This is a genomic window from Maribacter sp. ACAM166, assembly GCF_005771495.1.
Taxonomy (GTDB): Bacteria; Bacteroidota; Bacteroidia; order Flavobacteriales; family Flavobacteriaceae; genus Maribacter.
Genome location: NZ_VAUW01000018.1, coordinates 60,635 through 81,696 on the forward strand (window position 1 = coordinate 60,635; position 21,062 = coordinate 81,696).

The 21,062-nt window shown below is 36.0% G+C and carries 19 protein-coding genes and 1 pseudogene; 17 read left to right on the forward strand and 3 right to left on the reverse strand.

Features of this window, described 5'->3' with window-relative positions; translation table 11 throughout:
- The first annotated feature begins 20 nt into the window (after positions 1–20).
- Together ES765_RS12945 and ES765_RS12950 are read left to right on the forward strand one after the other, a co-directional pair.
- Positions 21–794, forward strand: a complete 774-nt coding sequence (locus tag ES765_RS12945) for a DUF3050 domain-containing protein (RefSeq protein ID WP_138114745.1) — start codon at positions 21–23, stop codon at positions 792–794.
- 50 nt (positions 795–844) lie between these two features.
- The gene (locus ES765_RS12950; RefSeq protein ID WP_138114746.1) at positions 845–2,224 is read left to right on the forward strand and encodes an MATE family efflux transporter; all 1,380 of its coding nucleotides are present in this window, start codon (positions 845–847) and stop codon (positions 2,222–2,224) included.
- Positions 2,225–2,447: 223 nt separating this feature from the next.
- Here the strand turns inward: ES765_RS12950 and ES765_RS12955 are convergent, their stop codons facing one another.
- Positions 2,448–3,746: an alpha/beta hydrolase family protein gene (locus ES765_RS12955; protein ID WP_138114747.1), complete on the reverse strand. Its 1,299-nt coding sequence runs from the start codon at positions 3,744–3,746 to the stop codon at positions 2,448–2,450.
- A gap of 331 nt (positions 3,747–4,077) precedes the next feature.
- Between ES765_RS12955 and ES765_RS12960 the strand changes: the two genes are divergently transcribed.
- From ES765_RS12960 to ES765_RS22920, 5 genes are all read left to right on the forward strand, one after another.
- Positions 4,078–7,221 carry a WD40/YVTN/BNR-like repeat-containing protein gene (locus tag ES765_RS12960; protein WP_138114748.1) on the forward strand — a complete coding sequence of 1,048 codons (3,144 nt, stop codon included), beginning with the start codon at positions 4,078–4,080 and terminating at the stop codon, positions 7,219–7,221.
- Positions 7,222–7,306: 85 nt separating this feature from the next.
- Positions 7,307–10,432, forward strand: coding sequence for a WD40/YVTN/BNR-like repeat-containing protein (locus tag ES765_RS12965; RefSeq protein ID WP_138114749.1), 3,126 nt, complete (start codon positions 7,307–7,309; stop codon positions 10,430–10,432).
- Positions 10,433–10,641: 209 nt separating this feature from the next.
- A complete protein-coding gene (locus ES765_RS12970; RefSeq protein WP_138114750.1) occupies positions 10,642–11,193 on the forward strand; it encodes a CopD family protein in 552 nt (183 codons plus the stop codon).
- Positions 11,194–11,471: 278 nt separating this feature from the next.
- Positions 11,472–11,645 (forward strand): flavodoxin family protein, encoded by a 174-nt coding sequence (locus tag ES765_RS12975; RefSeq protein ID WP_138114751.1) that lies wholly within the window; start codon positions 11,472–11,474, stop codon positions 11,643–11,645.
- A 302-nt stretch (positions 11,646–11,947) separates the two neighbouring features.
- Positions 11,948–12,091, forward strand: a complete 144-nt coding sequence (locus ES765_RS22920) for a transposase (protein WP_138114752.1) — start codon at positions 11,948–11,950, stop codon at positions 12,089–12,091.
- Positions 12,092–12,200: 109 nt separating this feature from the next.
- Here ES765_RS22920 and ES765_RS12985 read toward each other — a convergent pair whose 3' ends face one another.
- Entirely contained in the window at positions 12,201–12,881 is a 681-nt protein-coding gene (locus tag ES765_RS12985) for a Crp/Fnr family transcriptional regulator (protein WP_138114753.1), read from the reverse strand.
- Positions 12,882–13,113: 232 nt separating this feature from the next.
- Here ES765_RS12985 and ES765_RS22925 point away from each other — a divergent pair, with 232 nt between their 5' ends.
- The 9 genes from ES765_RS22925 to ES765_RS13020 all read left to right on the forward strand — a co-directional run bounded on the left by ES765_RS22925 (position 13,114) and on the right by ES765_RS13020 (position 19,473).
- On the forward strand, positions 13,114–13,302 hold the full coding sequence (locus tag ES765_RS22925) for a GDCCVxC domain-containing (seleno)protein (RefSeq protein WP_410504587.1): 189 nt from the start codon (positions 13,114–13,116) through the stop codon (positions 13,300–13,302).
- Positions 13,303–13,405: 103 nt separating this feature from the next.
- A complete protein-coding gene (locus ES765_RS22930) occupies positions 13,406–13,531 on the forward strand; it encodes a hypothetical protein (RefSeq protein WP_138114764.1) in 126 nt (41 codons plus the stop codon).
- A gap of 166 nt (positions 13,532–13,697) precedes the next feature.
- The gene (locus tag ES765_RS12995) at positions 13,698–14,072 is read left to right on the forward strand and encodes a glycine cleavage system protein H (RefSeq protein WP_138114754.1); all 375 of its coding nucleotides are present in this window, start codon (positions 13,698–13,700) and stop codon (positions 14,070–14,072) included.
- Positions 14,069–14,665, forward strand: a complete 597-nt coding sequence (locus ES765_RS13000; protein ID WP_138114755.1) for a methyltransferase domain-containing protein — start codon at positions 14,069–14,071, stop codon at positions 14,663–14,665. The genes ES765_RS12995 and ES765_RS13000 overlap by 4 nt, the downstream gene beginning before the upstream one ends.
- A gap of 4 nt (positions 14,666–14,669) precedes the next feature.
- Positions 14,670–15,071, forward strand: a complete 402-nt coding sequence (locus tag ES765_RS13005) for an aminotransferase class I/II-fold pyridoxal phosphate-dependent enzyme (protein ID WP_171017299.1) — start codon at positions 14,670–14,672, stop codon at positions 15,069–15,071.
- Positions 15,072–15,180: 109 nt separating this feature from the next.
- A complete protein-coding gene (locus ES765_RS21765) occupies positions 15,181–15,354 on the forward strand; it encodes a hypothetical protein (protein ID WP_171017300.1) in 174 nt (57 codons plus the stop codon).
- Positions 15,355–15,680: 326 nt separating this feature from the next.
- Positions 15,681–17,090 (forward strand): sensor histidine kinase, encoded by a 1,410-nt coding sequence (locus tag ES765_RS13010; RefSeq protein ID WP_138114757.1) that lies wholly within the window; start codon positions 15,681–15,683, stop codon positions 17,088–17,090.
- A gap of 30 nt (positions 17,091–17,120) precedes the next feature.
- Entirely contained in the window at positions 17,121–17,903 is a 783-nt protein-coding gene (locus ES765_RS13015; RefSeq protein ID WP_138114758.1) for an enoyl-CoA hydratase/isomerase family protein, read from the forward strand.
- 16 nt (positions 17,904–17,919) lie between these two features.
- Positions 17,920–19,473 (forward strand): hypothetical protein, encoded by a 1,554-nt coding sequence (locus ES765_RS13020; RefSeq protein WP_138114759.1) that lies wholly within the window; start codon positions 17,920–17,922, stop codon positions 19,471–19,473.
- On the opposite strand, the gene ES765_RS13025 is transcribed toward ES765_RS13020, so the two are convergent.
- The gene (locus ES765_RS13025; protein ID WP_138114760.1) at positions 19,466–19,762 is read right to left on the reverse strand and encodes a hypothetical protein; all 297 of its coding nucleotides are present in this window, start codon (positions 19,760–19,762) and stop codon (positions 19,466–19,468) included. The genes ES765_RS13020 and ES765_RS13025 overlap by 8 nt on opposite strands.
- A 452-nt stretch (positions 19,763–20,214) precedes the next feature.
- Between ES765_RS13025 and ES765_RS13030 the strand changes: the two are divergent.
- Positions 20,215–20,913: pseudogene (locus ES765_RS13030) on the forward strand (radical SAM protein); the annotation flags it as partial.
- Positions 20,914–21,062 lie beyond the last annotated feature (149 nt).

The following is a 21,062-nucleotide window of genomic DNA, read 5'->3' on the forward strand; positions in this document are numbered from 1 at the left end:
ATCCTAAGAAAATCACTGCTATGAGAATCGAAGAAATAGAATTAAAATTATTGCCTTTAAGAGAGCGATTGAGAAATCATGAGTTATATGAAAAGCTGAATTCCTTATCTGATATTAAAATATTTATGGCAAACCATGTGTATGCCGTTTGGGACTTTATGTCTCTCTTAAAAGGATTACAAAGACACTTGACTTGTACTAACCTGCCTTGGAAGCCGGTGAAAAACGCGAATACAGCTCGATTCATTAATGAAATTGTTTTGGAGGAGGAAAGCGACCGTAATGAAGAGGGTATTTATAAAAGTCATTTTGAGATGTATCTGGATGCTATGGATGAGGTTGATGCAGATACGGCTAAAGTGAAAAATTTCTTGGAGTACGTTACCGCAATGGAAAATGTATTAAAGGGTATTGAAAGTTCAGAATTGAACAAGGCTGTAAAGGGGTTTTTGAAATTTACGTTCGAGGTTATTAAAACCAATGAACCTCATAAAATAGCAGCTGCGTTTACATTTGGGAGAGAAGAGTTAATTCCTGATATGTTTCTAAAAATTATAGAACAGGCAGGTGAAGAGGAATACCCTAAATTAGGCTATTATCTTAAAAGACATATTGAACTAGATGGTGAAGACCATGGCCCATTATCACTAAAAATGATTAATGAACTTTGTGGTACAGATGAACGCAAATGGGAAGAGGTGGCAGAATGCTCTGAAAAAGCCTTGGAGCAACGCATTGCCTTATGGGATTATATAGCATTGGAAATAAAACATAGTTCAAAAGTTTTAGCATAGCCAATAATAGCATCTCAAGGAATAGTATTAGCAAACAATAATCTTAAAAAATGGCAAACGTTTCCGCTGAACAATTAGGCTCGGAATCTATCTCAAGTTTGCTCATTAAACAAGCGGTACCTGCCAGTATTGGAATATTGGTGATGTCCCTTAATGTGTTGGTGGATTCTATTTTTGTCGGAAATTGGATCGGCTCAATAGCTATTGCTGCAATAAACGTCGTATTGCCGGTTTCTTTTTTTATAGGTGCGTTGGGGATGGCAATTGGCATTGGTGGCGCAAGTATTATTTCAAGGGCATTAGGCGCCAATAATAAAGAGAAGGCCTTACGCACTTTTGGTAATCAAATTAGCTTTACGCTAATAGTTACCATTATTATGGTTTTGTTAGGGCTTACCTATGTGGATAGCCTTATTCCTGCTTTTGGCGGAAAGGGTTCTATTTTTGAAATGGCTAAAATCTACTACGTCATTGTATTGTACGGTGTACCGCTTTTAGCCTTAAACATGATGGGGAATGCCGTAATACGAGCGGAAGGAAAACCGAAGTTTGCCATGATCGCCATGATTATACCATCAATAGGAAACCTGGTGATGGATTACGTCTTCATTAATGTGTTGGATTATGGTATGGAAGGTGCGGCATGGGCAACGACCATAAGCTATTTTTTATGTTTTAGTTATATCCTTTATTTTTTTCTCTCCGAGCACTCAGAACTAAAACTTAACCTGCAGTACTTCGGTCTCAATTTTGAGATTCTAAAAGAAATAAGCTCTTTAGGGTTTGTAACATTGTCAAGACAAGCTGTCGTAAGTATAATTTATCTTTTAATGAATAATATTCTTTATAATTTAGGCGGAGAGGCTATGGTTGCCGTCTATGCCATTATAGGAAGAATGTTGATGTTTGCTCTGTTTCCGGTTTTTGGAGTTACTCAAGGATTCTTGCCCATTGCAGGGTTCAATTATGGAGCAGGAAAATATAGTAGAGTCAAAGAGTCCATTTATACGGCTATAAAATATGCTGCAATTTTGGCAACCATTGTATTTACAGGACTTATGATTTTTCCAGAAGAAATTGCCGGACTTTTTCTAAGCCACAAACCAGACATGAGCGATGTAGAACTCGCTACTAATAAATTCGTTCTAGAAAATACTCCCTCAGCCATGCGCTGGGTCTTTGCCGCGACCCCAATTATTGCATTACAGCTTATAGGTGCGGCATATTTTCAAGCAATAGGAAAGGCAGTTCCGGCTTTATTATTGACCTTGTGTAGGCAAGGGTTTTTCTTCATCCCATTGATTCTTATTTTACCTAACTACCTAGGTGAATTAGGTGTCTGGATTTCTTTTCCCATTGCTGATGTTTTGGCAACTATTGTAACAGGATATTACTTGCGACGGGAAATCAATAGAACATTGATTTCTTGAAATAAATCAATAGAGACCAAACCTCATTCAACATTTTCCGTAAGTAGCTTTAGAAATACTAAAGAACACACGTATGATTTTCATCCTATCACAATTGATACCCGAAACCATCTTTGTTTTTGGTCTGTAGATTTAAGGAGTTGATTAACGATGAGACAACCTATATCGAATTGCTCAAGGAAAAACCTTTCAAACCCCTAAATTTCAGACAACAAGCTTAATGTTATAATTTGACATGAAGCAATTCCATTCCGGTGGACGACCTTGGTTTAAACCCGGTCCAATCCTTTTCATTTGAATTTTCTTGTAAATCTAAATACTTGGTGTTGTCTTGGTTTTTAAGATGTAGCCCAAGAAAGGCTGTTATGAAATGTTGATTAACATTATTCAATTTTCGTGAATCCCAAGACGGTTCTGCATACCTGTAATATTCATCAATATGTAATCCCGGAGCTAATGCCTCAGCCGGTGGTGGGTTTGGAGCAACATTATGACGTGCGTTTTTATAGGTCAATAAAAAACGGTCGGCATTAATCGCCCCTTCATATATCGCTTTAATCCCTTTTTCATATCCAGAGATATCATCTTGGCTACCTGCCACAAAGAACGTTGGTGTTTTTAGTCCTTTTAATCCTTCAGCATCCCATACACCCCGTTCCATACCCCATGGAGCAAAGGCTACGATGGCCTTAATTCTATCGTCCGACATTTGTTGATACTCTTCGTTGTTGGCTGTGTTCACAGCAATTGAGGTGCTACCACCAGTCATACCTGTGAAAAATCCGGCAAGTGCATCACTATATCCAGCACCGCCAACGTTAAGAACACCATATCCACCCATAGAATAGCCAATAAGAGCAGTATTGTTGGCGTCAACAAGACCCTCTAACATAGATTTTGAGCCTTTTGCACCTATCTTTTCCATTTCATTTATTACAAATCGAATATCCTTTGGTCTGTTTAAAAGGGTACTTTGGAAAGCATTCGCATCCTTAAATGTAGAGTCTGTATGGTCTATTGCCGCTACGATATAACCTTTAGAGGCTAGGTTTTCTGTTAGATACGTCATTAAAAAACGAGAGCCTACGTAGCCATGAGACACTACAACCAACGGAAATTTACTTCCTGTCATAGGTTGTGCATCTCTATATGCTCTGCCATTAAATGTAAAAGGGGTTAAGGGTCTTAGACTGTCATTTGCTGTTCCCATAACTTCGTCATAAACAACAGTTTTAACTTTCTCACCCACCGTTGCAGGATACCAAACTTCAATGGTTATAGCACGATCATACAAGGGGTCTTTGCCCTCCTTGGAGTTTAAAATGTCTACTTGACCAGGGTTGACCAAGTTAATTGTTTGAACACCAACGTTGTATTCTCCTCTTGCACTAAGTTCTGGCGCATCAGGCAATGGGTCTCCGTATAAAAATTGCTTAGATTGAGCATCAACCGATGGTATTATCAATCCGTTGAAAAGAAAAAGAAGTAATGAGCATAAGATTAATAGACGTCTAAATTTCATAATTTTTAATTTGTGTTCTTAAATATAGGAATACTTTGAATTATTGGTAATTTTTTTCCATTTTGTTGAAGTATAATTTTTGAAAGTATGAGCGTTATCATTAACGCTAACTTCTTTATATCATTTAATGGTTGCAAATCTTAGAACGGTATTAAAAATATTTAATACCGGAGAAGTTCAGAAACATTATTTGTGAAATACAGATTGAATTAGTCTTTGTACTTGGAAATTGATAATAATAATCTCAAGTTTACTTTTATACTGTCTGAAACACAACAATTTTCAAACAATTTGTTTAATTTTAGGCAAGACAAATCTCAAACTCAAAAAAATGAAAACGCTTCTTACCAAGGCTAGCATATTTATGCTGGTATTTTTTCTTTTGCCTTTATCCTTATTAGCTCAGAAAAGGAACAAATCACAAAGCATTGTACCAACGTATCCAGAGGAACTGTATTCAAGCTTAGATTACCGTTTAATAGGTCCGTTTCGTGGTGGTCGTTCTGCTGCGGTAACCGGTGTGCCTGGTGAACCTAACTTGTTTTACTTTGGTGCTGCAGGTGGTGGTGTTTGGAAAACCCTTGATGGTGGTCGTTCATGGGATAATATTTCCGATGGTTATTTTGGAGGAAGTATAGGTGCTGTTGAGGTGGCTAAAAGTGATCCAAACGTTATTTATGTTGGTGGTGGAGAGAAGACCTTACGTGGAAACGTTTCTTCTGGTTATGGGATTTGGAAGACGGAAGATGCAGGTAAAACATGGACGTCAGCGGGTTTAAAGAAAAGTAGACATGTGCCAAGAATTCGTGTACATCCTACTGATTATAACATTGTTTATGCCGCAGTATTAGGAGATATTTATAAGCCAACTCAAGATCGTGGTGTTTATAAAAGTACCGATGGCGGAAAGAATTGGAAGAAAGTACTCTATGTAAATGAGCAGGCCGGTGCTGTTGATTTAACGTTTGACCCAAATAATCCAAGAATTTTATATGCTTCTACATGGCATGCAAAACGTACACCCTATAGTTTGATTAGTGGTGGAGATGGTTCTGCATTATGGAAAAGTATAGACAGCGGTGAGACTTGGACAGAAATTTCTAAAAATGAAGGTTTTCCAAAAGATACATTGGGAATTATCGGAGTGGCAGTTTCTCCTAAAAATTCGGACCGTGTTTGGGCTATAGTAGAGAATAAAGAAAAGGGAGGGTTATATCGTTCTGATGACGGTGGTAAAAAATGGACGTTAATCAACGAAGAACGAAAAATTAGACAACGTGCTTGGTATTATACCAGAGTTTATGCCGATACGCAAGATGAGGATGTAGTATATGTATTAAATGTAAATTATCATAAATCTACCGATGGAGGAAAATCCTTCAATACATTTAACGCTCCGCATGGAGATCACCACGATTTGTGGATTTCACCTGAGGATTCTCAACGTATGATTATTGGCGATGATGGTGGCGCCCAGATTTCGTACGATGGTGGTGAAACATGGAGTACCTATTACAATCAACCAACGGCACAATTTTACAGGGTAACGACAGATAATGCATTTCCATACCGAATTTATGTAGCCCAGCAAGATAATTCTACATTACGTATAGAACATAGAAGTGGCGAAAGTTCTATTAGTAAAGCAAATTGGGAAGAAACTGCTGGCGGTGAATCGGCACATATAGCTGTAGACCCAAAGAATAATGATATTGTTTATGGTGGTAGTTATGATGGATTCTTAACCCGTGTAAATCATGACAAAGGTACCGTAAGAGGTGTCAATGTTTGGCCAGATAACCCGATGGGTGCTGGTGCAGAGGCAATGAAGTACCGTTTTCAGTGGAATTTCCCCATTATGTTCAGTAGGCATAATCCTAAAAAATTATATACGTTCTCCAATTATGTACATGTGACCGAAAATGAAGGTCAAAGTTGGGAAGTATTAAGTGGTGATTTAACTCGAAATGATCCTACAAAGTTAGGTTCTAGTGGTGGTCCAATCACACAAGATAATACCAGTGTAGAATATTATTGCACCATTTTTGCGGCAAATGAGAGCCCGTTAAAAGAAGGTCTTCTTTGGGTAGGTAGTGATGATGGATTAATTCATGTTTCAAAAGATTCTGGTGCAACTTGGGATAATGTTACTCCACCCAACATGCCAGAATGGAATATGATCAATAGCATTGAACCTTCTTATTTTGATGAAGGAACTTGTTATATAGCGGCTACAAGATATAAGTTGGGTGATTTTCAACCATACTTATATAAAACAACCGATTATGGTAAAAGTTGGACGAAGATTACAAATGGCATTCCTGCTGAGCATTTTACACGGGTAGTTAGAGAAGATCCTAAACAGAAAGGGTTATTATATGCAGGTACAGAAACAGGTATGTATATCTCCTTTAATGATGGTGCTAGTTGGAGTTCCTTTCAAATGAACTTGCCTATTGTACCAATTACAGATCTAACGATTAAGGATGATAATTTAATTGTAGCAACACAAGGTCGTAGTTTATGGATTATTGACGACTTAACTGTTCTACACCAATTAGATGAAAACAAGAAAAATCAAAATACCGTTCTTTTCAAACCAAGAGATTCGTACCGTACAAAAGGTAAGGCTTCAAAAACACCCTCTAAAATTGAAGGACAGAATTTAGAAAATGGTGTCATAACACATTTTTTGCTAAAAAACTATACTGAGAAAGATTCGGTTCAATTGACGTATACCAATATGGCAGGAGATACCTTAGCAAACTACAATTCGTCAGCAACAAAAAAGGACAAAAAGCTAGAGATAAAAAAAGGTGGTAATACTTTTGTTTGGGATACCCGTGGTAAGGGAGCAGAAAAATTAGAAGGAATGATTTTTTGGTGGGCCAGTTTTGATGGAGCTAAAGCAGTGCCAGGCGATTATAAAGTTCATTTAAATGTTAACGGAACTACTAGTTCAGAATCGTTTACCATTTTGGCTGATCCAAGAGCAGAAAGTACGGTGGCTCAGATGCAAAAGCAATTTGATTTTATTTCTGATATAAATATGACTATCGAAAATGCGCATCAATCCATAAAGAAAATAAGAAATGTTACCAAGCAGTTAAGTGCTTTTACAGAACAGTATAAAGATGATGAGCGCACCAAGGAACTGGTGGAAAATGCCAAAAAAATGAAAGATAAGTTGGGTGATGTGGAAAAGGCATTGTATCAGACACAAAACCGTAGTGGTCAAGACCCATTAAACTTTCCCATTAAACTGACCAACAAGTTAGGTCACTTGAATAGTTTGGTAGGCATTGATGATTTTCCGCCAACAGATCAAGATATTGCCGTAAAGAATGAATTGACTAAAAAAATAAATAAAGAGCTTAAATTGTTTGAAGAGGTTATTTCAGCTGAACTTCAAGAGTTTAACGCAGGATTTAATGAATTAAAATTGAATTATTTATTTGTTGAAGACAGTAAATAGTACGATAAAAAACCTCTCTAAATTTAGAGAGGTTTTTTTATAGTGCATTTTAAAATTATATAACGGACGACCAAACAACATATAGATGAAAAAACAAGTAGTATCCTTGCTAGTGGTTCTATTGACCACATTTACCTTTGCACAAACAGCCAATGATTATTTCAAACCTTTAAAATATCGAAATATAGGTCCGTTTAGAGGTGGGCGCTCCGTAACTGCAACGGGTGTAATTGGCAACCCAATGACCTATTACATGGGAACCACGGGTGGCGGACTTTGGAAAACAGAATCTGCTGGACAAAGATGGGATAATATATCCGATGGCTTTTTTGAATTAGGTTCTGTTGGTGCAGTTTCTGTATCGGCTTCTAATCCGAATATTGTTTATGTCGGCATGGGGGAACATGCTCCTAGAGGGGTTATGACTTCATATGGTGACGGTGTTTATAAGTCTACCGATGCTGGTAATACTTGGACTAAGATGGGTCTTGAAAAGACGCAACACATTTCACGAATAATTATTCACCCAACAAATCCAGACATTGTATATGTGGCAGCTCAGGGTGCTTTGTTTGAAGGTAACCCAGAACGTGGGGTATATAAATCTGTTGATGGAGGTATAACATGGAAAAACACGCTTTTTGTAAATGAACTAACGGGTGCAGCTGAGCTTTCTATGGATGCTAATTATCCGGAAATTATGTACGTTGCTATGTGGGAACATCAACGTAAGCCGAATATGGTCGTGAGTGGTGGTGTGGGTAGCGGACTCTATAAATCAACTGATGCCGGGGAAACTTGGAAGAAAATTCATAAAGGCCTTCCTGATGAAAAAGGAAAAATGGCGATTGCTGTTAGTCCTGCAAACTCAAATAAAGTCTATGCTCTTATTGAGAGCGACTCGAACGCGGATAAAGGGGGACTTTTTATTTCCGATAATGCCGGGGAATCTTGGTCTTTGGTAAGTAGTGATAATAGATTGGTGCAACGTGCTTGGTACTATATTGAAGTCTTTGCAGATCCTAATAACGAGGATACGGTGTATGTGTTGAGTGCGCCTGCACTGCGCTCTGAAGATGGCGGTAAAACCTGGGAGAACGTAGAAGTAGCTCATGGGGATACCCATGATTTATGGATCAATCCGAATAATTCTAAAAACATGGTCTTGGCAGATGATGGTGGTGCTTCTGTTTCCTTTGACTATGGAAAAACATGGTCTACGCAGAATAATATGCCAACGGCACAGTTTTATCGCATTAGTGTAGATAATTTATTTCCTTATAATATTTATGGTGGTCAACAAGATAATACATCGGTAAAGATTGCTAGTCTATCAACAGGAAGTGGCAGTATTACCACAAGAGATTGGACAGATTCAGCTGGTGGTGAAAGTGCTTTTTTAGCTTTTGACCCAGATAATCCACGCTATGTGATGGGAGGTCAATATTTAGGTACAGTTGAGATTATGGATATGGAATCTAAAGCTTCAACTCAAATTATGCAGGCGCCTATTCAATATTTAGGTCGTGAGGCTAGGAATATGAAATATTTGTTTAATTGGAATGCCCCTATCATAGCCTCTACACATGAGCTTGGTACGTATTATCACGGAGCACAATTTGTATTTAGGACCAGTAATATGGGAAAAACGTGGGATAAAATTTCTCCGGATTTAACCCGTGATATAGATGAAAAACAAGGTAATGGTGGCGGGCCGTATACTAATGAAGCAGTGGGTGCCGAAAATTACGGTACGCTCGCTTATATGTTAGAGTCTCCACATGAAAAAGGATATATATGGACAGGTAGTGATGACGGACTAGTCCACCTCACTAAAAACGGTGGTGAATCATGGGAAAACGTAACACCAAAAGGGCTGAAAGAATGTTTGATTAATGCCATTGAAGTATCACCTCATGACCCAGCAACTGCCTATATTGCCACTACAAGATATAAGTTCAATGATTATACGCCAGGGTTGTATAAAACAACAGATTATGGTAAAACTTGGACGGCTATCAATGCTGGTATACCTTATGGGGCCTTTACACGTGTAGTGCGTGAAGATGAAGTTAAAAAAGACCTTTTGTATGCAGGTACTGAAAAAGGAATGTATGTATCCTGGAACGGAGGTAAGAATTGGGAATCGTTGCAATTAAACTTACCGGTTACACCTATTATGGATCTAAAGATGCATAAAGGAGATATGGTTGTAGCCACTTCTGGTCGTTCGTTTTGGATTTTAGATGATGTAATCGCTTTAAGTCAATATCAACCCTCTAAAAAAGGACTTCAACTATTAAAACCTAAAGACGCCTATAATGGGTCATGGGGAAGTCCGTTAAATAAGACATCTGATAAATTTAAGGGTGGAGATACTTTTGAAGGGATAAACCCGGCAAACGGAGTGGTGCTATACTATGAGTTGCCAAAGTTGAAGGATAGTACAGAAATTTCCCTTGATATTTCGAATGCAAAAGGTAAGGTCATACGCACCATCAGTTCAGAAAAGGATCCAGCGTATATACCTCATAATGGAGGTAGTGCCCCACCGGCTCCTTTGCTTACTAAAAAAGAAGGTTTGAATCGTTTTGTCTGGGATATGGAATATCCAATTATGCCAGGAATACCTGGGGTTTATATAGAAGCGGGATTTGGAGGTCATAATGTTTCTCCAGGTGCCTACACATTCAAATTAGTTGTAGATGGCGAAATGGTGTCTACTACGGGCGTAATTAAAGAATTACCAACCTATGAGACTAAACCTGGTCAATACGAGGAGTATGACACCTTTATGGTCGATGCAGAGCAAACACTTACGAATATGCACAACATGGTTAATTCATTATTTGCGGTTCAGGAAGATTTAAAATCAGTGCTGAAAAAAGTTACGAATCCTACAATCAAAAAAGAAGGAGAAAAGTTACTTGCACAAATGAAAGCTTGGGATGAAGATATGATTCAGCGTAAATCACAAGCGTACGATGATGTAGAGAATTTTCCAAATAAGTTTACGGCAGAATACATATTCTTGATTAATCAGACCAATAGTAGTATACCAAGAGTAAACCAGTCGAGTAAAGACCGTAAAGTAGAGTTAGAAACGCAATGGGATGGTTTAAAAGCAAGGGGTAATCAATTGATTAAAACGGCAATTCCAGCTTATAATAAAACGTTGTGGGAAGCTGGTATTGGTGCAATAAGATTATAAGATGTTTTGATGTCACTTCGAGTGAATTTATGCGGTACGAATAAATTTGTATCGAGAAGCCTTTCGTAGCTGAAAAGGTTCTCGATATAATTTTTTCTTTGCGTTCTATTTAAATAAAAAACCACTCGAACTGACACATTCTATTTTTAAGACCTTTTAATATGACTTAATAGTGGTTTCATTAACTTTGAACTCGAACTTAGAATTTAATGAGCGAATATTATAACTATATCAAAGCCTTGCATCTAATCTTCGTGATAACATGGTTTGCTGGGCTTTTTTATATTCCTAGATTGTTCATTTACCAAATTGAAGCGAATCAAAAATTACCTCCCGAAAAAGAAATACTATCTAAGCAATTAAAAATGATGACCAAAAGACTTTGGTTTATCATCACATGGCCATCTGCTGTACTGGCAACATTCTTTGCGGTTTGGTTATTATTAATTTATCCCGGATGGCTCACACAACCATGGATGCATATTAAACTGGGTTTTGTGGCACTTTTAATAGCATATCATCTAAAGAACCATCAAATGTTCAAGAAGTTTCAACGCGATGAAATTGACTATACGTCTAACTATATGCGTATTTGGAATGAGGGTGCAACCCTTATTCTCTTTTCAGTAGTATTTCTTGTTATTTTAAAGGGAACATTCAATTGGATTTTTGGAGTAGTAGGAATTATAGTTTTAGGAATTCTTCTAATGCTTGGTATAAAACTCTACAAGAGAATAAGAAATAAAAACCCAGAAGTTTGACAAGCTTAAAACTTAAGTATCAAATGCGAGTCATCAAGATTATTTATTGAGTTCAATTTGTAGATGATATTTCAAAAATACAACCTAAATCTAGGGGAAATATAGGTCGTTTAAATGAACTTTTTTTTGTAAAATATTGATTTACATAATACTAAAAAAAACATATACTTATAGAGAAGATGTTTTATATGGTTCCACAAAAAATGCGGTTTTGTGGAACCATTATACATTTGTCACTACAGCGTTGAGTGAGAAAGGTATTGCAGTTGTTAAAATAGGTGACTGAAAATGTATTGGAACGGTATTCTAAAATGCTTCAAGACCAACCTAAAAATAATGAGATTTTGGATATGATTATTAATTACAAAAAAGCGCTATCTCATCCATATGAAAATGACATTAATGAGGTTCAAATGTTTGCGAAGAAGATATTAAGTGATTTTTTTGTTTAAAATTTCTGGTTTCATCCATCCAGAAGAAAAGAATAGTTAAAAGAATTAGATAGACTTACTATCTGGTAATTTCGCATAGCATTAGTAATTATATTTTTACATGAAATAAATTTAATACTTCAACCATAATAAATGAATCTACCGGTTACTACTATTTTTTTCATAGTGGCGTACCGAGTAAGTCATAGTGAGCGATAATTAATTACGCTACGAAGTTTACATTTTTGACATAAGAACGGACAAAGGCAGCGTTCATTTATTCTCCGGACAGTTCCTTCAAAAGTCCATAGGCAATTGTAAAGATGCTTAAAAGCATAACATCTCGTGAGATATTTCAGACAGACCCTGAACTAAAGAAAAAGCTTTGGTGCGATACTTTTCGGTCAAGTGGTTTTTATGTAAACACCGTCAGTAAGTTTAGTGATAAGAACGCGGTTTTAAAATAAGTACGCTATCAAGGATTGGATAAAGACTATGTTGTTTTGTACAAGGTTTAGTAATTAGCCGTGTTCAGCTACTCCGTCTGCTTTCAGCAGGCTAGCTAGTTCATTGCGTCTAATAAAAATTTGCAACTCGGATGAGACGTTCGATATTCAGTAATTGAATTTTACGACCATCTGTAGAAATAAGTTTATCATGTTTAAAATCATGAAGCACACGAGCCAACGTTTCAACTACCGTCCCGGCCATATTAGCTAAATCGGAACGAGAAAGCATAATATATGTATTTGCACTATCATCAACCTTATATTTATCATGCAAAATTAATAAATTAAGAGCTACTCGTTCCCTTACTGTACGTTGAGACAACACCGCCATAAGATTTGCCAACACACTAAATTCGTGACTTAAACTTTTCAATAGTAAACGTGAAAATGATGATGAATCTTTAATTATCTCATTAAAATCCTTTAGGGCTATAAATGCGATTATAGACTTTTCTATGGTGACTGCTGTATCTCCATAGGTGTTTTCACTTAAAACTGATGAATAACCAAAAAACTCACCTGCATTATAGATATATATTATTTGTTCTCTACCATCATTGTCTATTTTATATTTTTTCACTTTACCGCTTTGTAAATAAAAAATACCCGCTGGCAATGTACCTTCAGTGAATATAGGCTCATTTTTACGATACGTTTTATCAACCATTATGTTTTTAAGAAAATCCCTATCATACGATGGTAATTCGCTTAAAATATATTGGCTATTGAATGTGAATTTTGTAATCATATTTAGATTTCAAAGTTACACCATATTTATTTTGAACTTAAAATTTGATTTAAATCAAATTTTACCAAGATTCCAATCAACCCGCTTTATTTTTCAGTAAAGTACTTTTGTAAGCAACAATTAAACTAGCGTATCAATCATTTGCAAACGTTGAAATCTGCTCTGCAGCACCGTAAATATTACAAAATTTGAAACAGTATAGAGAATGTTAAAGATTAATACCGAAGCTATAATGAATTGTCCTAACTGTGGCTCTAAATACAAACAGAAAATGCCACAGATAGGTAAGCATATGAACAGTAAATGTGTGTTTTGTTATACTGTTTTTGGAATAAAGAATTCGAAAGATTGTTGTGTTTACTGTTCTTATAGCAATAAATTATGTCCAGAAGCACAGAAAATAAATACAAAAAACAAATAAATAGTTAAACAGCTTATATAACAACGACTGCGAATAGCTGCGATGAGAAAAAGTTAGCGCTTATATTGAGATTACTAATTTTACATAAAGCGAGTTAGGCGACATTGTTTATGTAGAAATTGAAACAGTAGGTGAAGCATTAAGGCAAATCAATGTATTTGGTACTGTTGAACCTGTAAAAAAGGTGTTGAATCTTCTTCTACTTATAAATAGTAAGAGTTTAGAATAAAATCTAAAATTGGAGTTTAAGCCGGAATCGGTTATTGAAGAGTCTCATGGTGAAGGCTGGATAATTAAATTAACAACTCGGGCGAATGTTTATTTAGCAGACTCATTAAAAGCGGACGCTTATGCACTATTAATTGGTCCTTAAATAACCTTTAAAAAAAGCCTATATGATGCAAATTCCTAGAAACGTCTATTACACAAAAGAGCATTTATGGTTGCAAAAAATAGGGCTATATGATTTTTGTGTAGGAATATCCGATTTTGGTCAAAAAGAAATAGGTGAAATTGATTTGATTGAACTAACCACGAAAAGTAGCTTGCTAAAAAGAGGATCTATTTGGGGAATTGTTTATGGAACCAATGACACCTTTCATTTAATTACACCATTTGATTGCAAAATTGTTGAGAAAAACCGGAACTTACATAAGCATACGGCATATGTGAATACGGCTCCATACAGCTATTGGTTTGCGATTTTAACAACTAAAATAGAGACTGTTTCCTTATTAACTTTTCAAGATTATACACAATTGATACAATGATTTTTAAAAATCTGCAATTAAACATTGACATTGAAGACCCTCTTTTTAATACACTTTATCCTTGGCGAATCAAAAAGCTTGCTGAACGTCATTGGACGCCTGTGGAAGTAGCCAAATTGGCTGCCGATTATTTAGTAGATAAACCAAACTGCAAAGTTTTGGATATAGGATCTGGAGTAGGAAAATTTTGTTTGATAGGAGCAGCTTCAACAAAAGGTCGTTTCTATGGTGTGGAGCAACGACAGAAGCTTGTAAAGTTATCTCAAAGTATAGCAAAAACACACCAAATCAATAATGTAGAATTCTTACACTCTAACATTACACAAATATCCTTTTCTGCTTATGATGCCTTTTATTTTTATAATCCTTTTTATGAAAATATTGATAATTCACTTCTAATAGACAGTAAAATCGTTTTAGATGAAAAATTATATTCAACGTATTCAAAATATGTAGAAAATCAATTAAAAAAAACACCTATTGGAACTCGCCTTGTTACGTATTGGAGTAGGTGGACAGAAATTCCAGAAGGTTTTGATTTAGAATTTACAGCGTACAATGGTAATCTTAACTTTTGGGAAAAGAAATTTTGATTGCTTGGTAGATAAAAATGATGTTATTGTGTATGATGCAGAGTCACAAGCTTGTATTCTAGACCGGGCACGATTAAATATGGAGAAACGTTTTGTATTTAGGCATAATAATATCGAAGATTGTGAACAACAATTACTGCGAGCTCAAAAAATAACAAACAAAAATAAAGGAGCAACCTTATTGATTACCGAAGGTGTTATTGGTATGTGTAGCGACCAAGGGAAACTAAAAGAAATTGTTGCTTTAAAAGTAAATTATAAGTTTTTATTATTGGTAGATGATGCACACGGCATTGGCTGCATGGGTAAAACAGGTGCTGGTAAAGGTGAAGCGCAAGGAATTCAAGATGGCATTGATTTCCACTTTGGCACCTTTGCAAAGGCATTTGCAGGAATAGGGCATTAACTGTAAGTACAAAAGAAGCCAGTATGTTTTTCAAATACAATATGCGGTCTCAAATCTTCACTAAAGCACTGCCTATGCACATAGTCTTGGAGCTTTAAAAAGACTTGAATTGATGCAAACATTACCAGAATTAAGAGAAAAACTATGTCAAATCACAAACGCTTTATTAAATGGTTTAACTGATGCAGGGTTTGATATGGGGGATACAAACTCACCGGTTACTCCGGTATATTTAAATGGAACCATAGAAGAAGTGACAGTATTGGTTTGTGATTTGCGATAAAATCATCCTATTTTTTACTCTATGGTTGTGTAGCCTGTGATGCCAAATGGGATGATTGTTTTAAGATTAATTCCAACGGCAGATCACACCTTGAAAGAGGTTGATAGGACTTATTACGGTATTTATTCAGATACAATTAAAACGTATAGATGGCCATTATAAACAAGAGATTGAGACAACAGTTTAAATGAATTAGAACTTTCAAGTTTCAGTTTTAACTCGATACTTGAACCTGAACTTTTTTTGGTGTGATATTTGTTAACTTTAGACGAAATAACAGAATCTTGTTAACGAGAGTATCTTTACGGTCCCGAATTTTTTTATCCATGATATTTTTGGTGTTGATTGCATCGGTATTAATTGCTGGGGTGACTGTATACCAATACAGAGAGCAGTCTAAAGATTACCATGAAAATAGAATGGAGCGCAAAGAGGAACAAATACGCCAAAGTATTGACCTCGCCATTCAGAAAACCACTTATCCTGTAACGACCGAAAATCTAGACCTTATTTTTAAGAATGAAATCTATGAGATTGCCGTGGTGCAAAACATGAATTTCAATATCTATAGTCTAGATGGTCAACTTATAAAAAGTTCACGTCCCAAATTCACCAACGATTCTATTTCTATGTGTTTAGATGCTGAGGTACTGAATAAACTAGAGGTAAGTACAGATAAACGATATGTGAGGGAGAATGTGTTGGCAGGGGATAAGTATCAAGCTTCCTTTACGTATATAGCAGACCAAAAGTTCAAACCGATAGGAATTCTAAACCTACCTTATTTTGAGGATAATTCCTTTAACGATTATGAATTGAGGGAATTTTTAATGCGTTTATCGGGAGTATATCTGTTTATGTTGCTCATTGCTATTTTATTTGCTTTTTTTATCTCGAAATATATAACCCGTTCCTTAGAAACTATTTCTGATATGATGGAACGCACTGCTTTAAACAAACAGAACAAAAAAATATTTATAGAGAACCCTGGGGAAGAAATAGAGAAATTGATTTCCGCCTACAACAGGATGATTGATGAGCTCGGTCATAGTGCCGTAAAACTCGCCAGAAGTGAACGGGAACAAGCTTGGCGCGAGATGGCAAAACAGGTAGCCCATGAGATTAAAAATCCACTTACCCCAATGCGATTGACAGTACAGAGCTTTGAACGTAAATTTGATTCAAAGGACCCCAACATTCAGGAAAAAGTGAAGGAATATTCAAATACGCTTATCCAGCAAATAGACACTATGAGCAGTATAGCTTCGGCATTTTCTAATTTTGCGGAAATGCCTGCACAACAAAACGAGACCTTGAACGTCGTTAAAATAGTAAAATTAGCCTTGGATATTTTCAATGAGGATTATATTCATTTCATAGCAGATGAGGAAGAAATTATTGCTAAGTTAGATCGTACCCAGTTGATAAGGGTGGTTACCAATCTGGTCAAAAATGCAATTCAAGCCGTACCAGATGTTAAATCACCACGAGTTCTGGTGTCGGTAGCTACAGAAGGGAATATGGTGAAAATTTCGGTAGCCGATAATGGCATTGGTATCGAAAAAGAAAACGAGGAAAAGATATTTGAACCAAAATTTACTACAAAAACCAGTGGCATGGGATTAGGATTAGGGATGGTTAAAAATATTGTTGAAACGTATAAAGGAACCATTAAATTTACCTCTCAACCGGGCAAAGGAACTGTGTTTTGTGTAAAGTTCCCCATGGAAAGTTAAAAAAAGATAGTAATCAACAAAAATTATAATATGTCTTACACAACAATACTCATACAAAAAGAAGCGGCAACAGCTATAGTGATTATTAACCGGCCTAATAAATTAAATGCCTTAAACAAGGAAACTATTAGTGAATTGCAGAATGCTTTTAGTGATTTACAAAAGGATAAAAATATAAAAGCTATTGTTTTAACGGGTAGCGGCGAAAAGGCCTTCGTTGCTGGCGCAGATATTTCAGAATTTTCCGATTACTCCGTTAAGGAAGGAAGAAAATTGGCTGCTAAGGGGCAAAAAAAATTATTCGATTTTATTGAAAATTTGTCGACTCCTGTTATTGCTGCCGTAAATGGTTTTGCTTTAGGTGGAGGTTTAGAATTAGCCATGGCCTGTCATTTTAGGGTGGCGAGTGATAATGCCAAAATGGGACTTCCAGAAGTTTCTTTAGGCTTAATACCGGGTTATGGAGGTACTCAACGTTTACCGCAGTTAGTGGGTAAAGGGCGTGCGTTAGAAATGATCATGACTGCAGGTATGATAACCGCAGAACAAGCACATTCTTACGGGTTGGTGAATCATGTAACCACGCAAGAAGAACTATTACCATTGTGCCATAAAATTATAGCCAAGATTACCAATAACTCATCCGTAGCCATAGCTCATGCAATAAAAGCTGTAAATGCTGGTTTTAAGAATACTGTAAATGGTTATGAGCAGGAAATTGAAGCTTTTGGTGCTTGTTTCGGAACTGATGATTTTACCGAAGGTACTACCGCTTTTCTAGAAAAGAGAAAGGCATCCTTTCCAGGTTCATAGCATAAAACAATAGGGTATGTTTAAACGTGGTGTGTGTATATGTCTGCTATTTATAAGCGCATTAGGTGCTTTTGCCCAAGAAGAACAAGTAAACTATACCATAGGTGAAAAATTTCACGATAAATATAGGTATTCTAATATGCTCGCCATGGCAGATGATGGCAGTGAGGGTACAGTTGTAGTACGTGCATATTATACGGGAATTATTCTAAGGCCTAAAGGATATTTTATTGAGCATTACAACAAGAATCTAGAGCTTATATCCGAATATAACTACAAATTAAAGGATGCAAATTTTATAGATGCCTATGTCCGAAACGGACAGGTGTATCTTTTATTTCTAGAATATAGTTTTAAGAACAATAGCTACCAGTATGAAGTTCATAGAAGTCCGTTTTCTCAGTTTCAGTTTACAAGAGAAACTATTCTGTCCATTGCATCTCAACCTGTAGAACAGCCTTTAGATAGAAATTTTTATAACAGAAATTTCACATCCGGATTTACGACATCGGTATTGTTCAACGACGAAAAATCGGCATTCGCCATTACTACCCATTATAAGAAAAGAAAGGTTGACCAACATACAATTCATGTGTTCGATTCAAACTTGAAGAAATTGATGGCGCATGATTTTACAGATGAGGTTGAAGAAAAGAACTATGCTTTTGAAAATATATTATTCTCGAAAGATTTGCAGAACGTTTACTTGGTAGGTAAGGCTTACTTTAAAAAGAAACGGTTTAATGCAACAGAGCGTAAATATCAGTATGAAATGGTGCGTATATCGAAAACTGGTCGTAGTGTGCAATCATTTTATACGCCAGGTAAGTTTCCTGAAGCATTAAAACCGATATTTAAGGGTAATGATTTGCTTTGCATCGGCTTTTATGCTGATCGTAAGGATAATCGTTATAACGGTATTTCCTATTTCAAATTGAATCCTATTTCTTTAGAAATTGGTGTCAGCAAGTTCAATCCATTTTCAGAACAGTTTATGTTGGACAAATTTGGAAGGGAAGATGATAAGGCTATTAAAGACTTAGTTTTTAAAGGTATGGATGTAACCAATGCAGGAAATATTCTTTTCAATGCAGAAGAATATTTCACTAGTTCTAGCATACAATCAAATACCAGTGGAGGAAGGGTGATGGTTACCCGATATCATCATAATGATATCATTAGCGCAAAATTAAGTCCGACAGGAGATTTGGTTTGGGCGCGTAATATTAATAAAACTGAGGTTACACAAGGCGATGGGGCGTATGCTTCATACAGTGCCTATACAAAAGAAGATACTACTTATTTTTTTATAAGCACATCGGCAGAAAATCCTCAGCAATTGAGTGATGATCGTATCATGTTCAAGCAGGGGATGAGTAGAAATAGAAATGTATTTCTGATTAGATTGGATGAAAACGGACATATGAACTACAGCAAGGTAATTGATGATACCGAGGCTCGTTTGCCGCTTATGGTTTCACGGCCTTATATAAATCGCCTTAATGATGAATTGATGTTCTATGCAAAGAGAGGAACTAAGAAACAGTTGGTTCAAGTAGCTATTAAGTAGGGTTTTTGTTTCTCTTAAAACTGTATGATATTCTCATACCAAGCCCCACAGTTCTGGTGTTGAAATTGTCCTTTTGAAATTTTTGGTTCTTGAAATCTAATTGATTGAGTGCTTTGCCTGCATTAAAACCGCTATAATTCAGATAGAAGCCATAGGTAGCATTATTAGACCATTTAGATTCTTCAATACCTAAGGCAAATGACCAGTAATAGATTCTGGTTTTTATTTCTTGTTCAATAGATAAATCATCCGAATCTATAAAAATCACCTTCTGCTCGTACTTTTCCAAAATGATATTTTGGGATAAGAACTACTCTGGTACCTTCCTCTTCATAAAATAACTTAGGGGAGAAACCCCAAATAAATCCTTCAAAAAACTGAGTTAAATAAGCTTTGTAGGTGGCCGGGCCGGTTTCTTCAGCATACTATCTGTCCTCAGTATGAATTCCAAAGTAGTAAGAAACATCAACTTCTGGGACTATACATTTAAACGAAGTTAATTGAGTGTCAAATGTTATTTTATGATAAACATTTGAGTCGAACTCCTCATCAACAAATAGATTGTATTCACCATAAATTTCAGGTGTTGTAAACTGGCAAAATTCTATATAGGGTAGTAAAAAGATTATTACTTTTTGGATGGTTTTCACCAGGCTAATATATCTTTTTTAATCTCATAATTTTTATAAATATCTTTTTTTAAATGGATTATTTCCATAATTTTGGAATAAATCCTAAAAAATGAATTCTGAAACTTTTGTACAAGGGAGAGGAGCGCAAAAAAATACGAACCATAAATTTTCTGCATATAGCTACGAAACTCGTGATGATTTTCTAGAATTTTGTCGACTTGAAGGTGAATCGGCTGATAGTAATAAGACGCAGTTTATTCCTATTTTTCCTAAAACTATTGTCAATAAAGTTACAAGTCTCGATGTTGGTATGAGTTTCTCCATGAACATGTATCAAGGTTGTGAACATGGTTGTGTCTATTGCTATACGAGAAATGCGCATGAATACTGGGGGTATAGCGCAGGCTTAGATTTTGAACGTAAGATTCTTATAAAACACGATGCGCCACAATTGTTAGAAGCCAAATTACGGAGTGAAAGTTGGAAGGCCTGTACCATTGTTTTATCTGGAAACACAGATTGTTATCAACCCTCAGAAAGAGAATTTGAATTGACAAGAAAATGCTTAAAGGTATTTTTGAAATATCGGCATCCGGTAGGGATTATTACTAAAAATGCTTTGATAATACGAGATTTAGATGTGCTTAAAGAACTGAATGAATATGGTTTAATCGGTGTGAATATTTCCGTTACTTCCCTGTCGGAAAAGACTAGAAGAATATTAGAACCAAGAACGACCTCAATCAAAAAGCGATTAGAAGCTATTCGAGTTTTACCTGAGAACGGTATTCCTGTAAATGCTATTGTAGGCTTCCCCGTCTTAGGACACCTCTAAATTCGATAAATAATTATTATTTAGGTCAGGTTTGATGAAGAATTTAAATTCTTCATCAAACCTGGGCATACACTCTTTAGGTGATTTATTACCTAAAGATTTATGTGGGTGGTTGAAGTTAT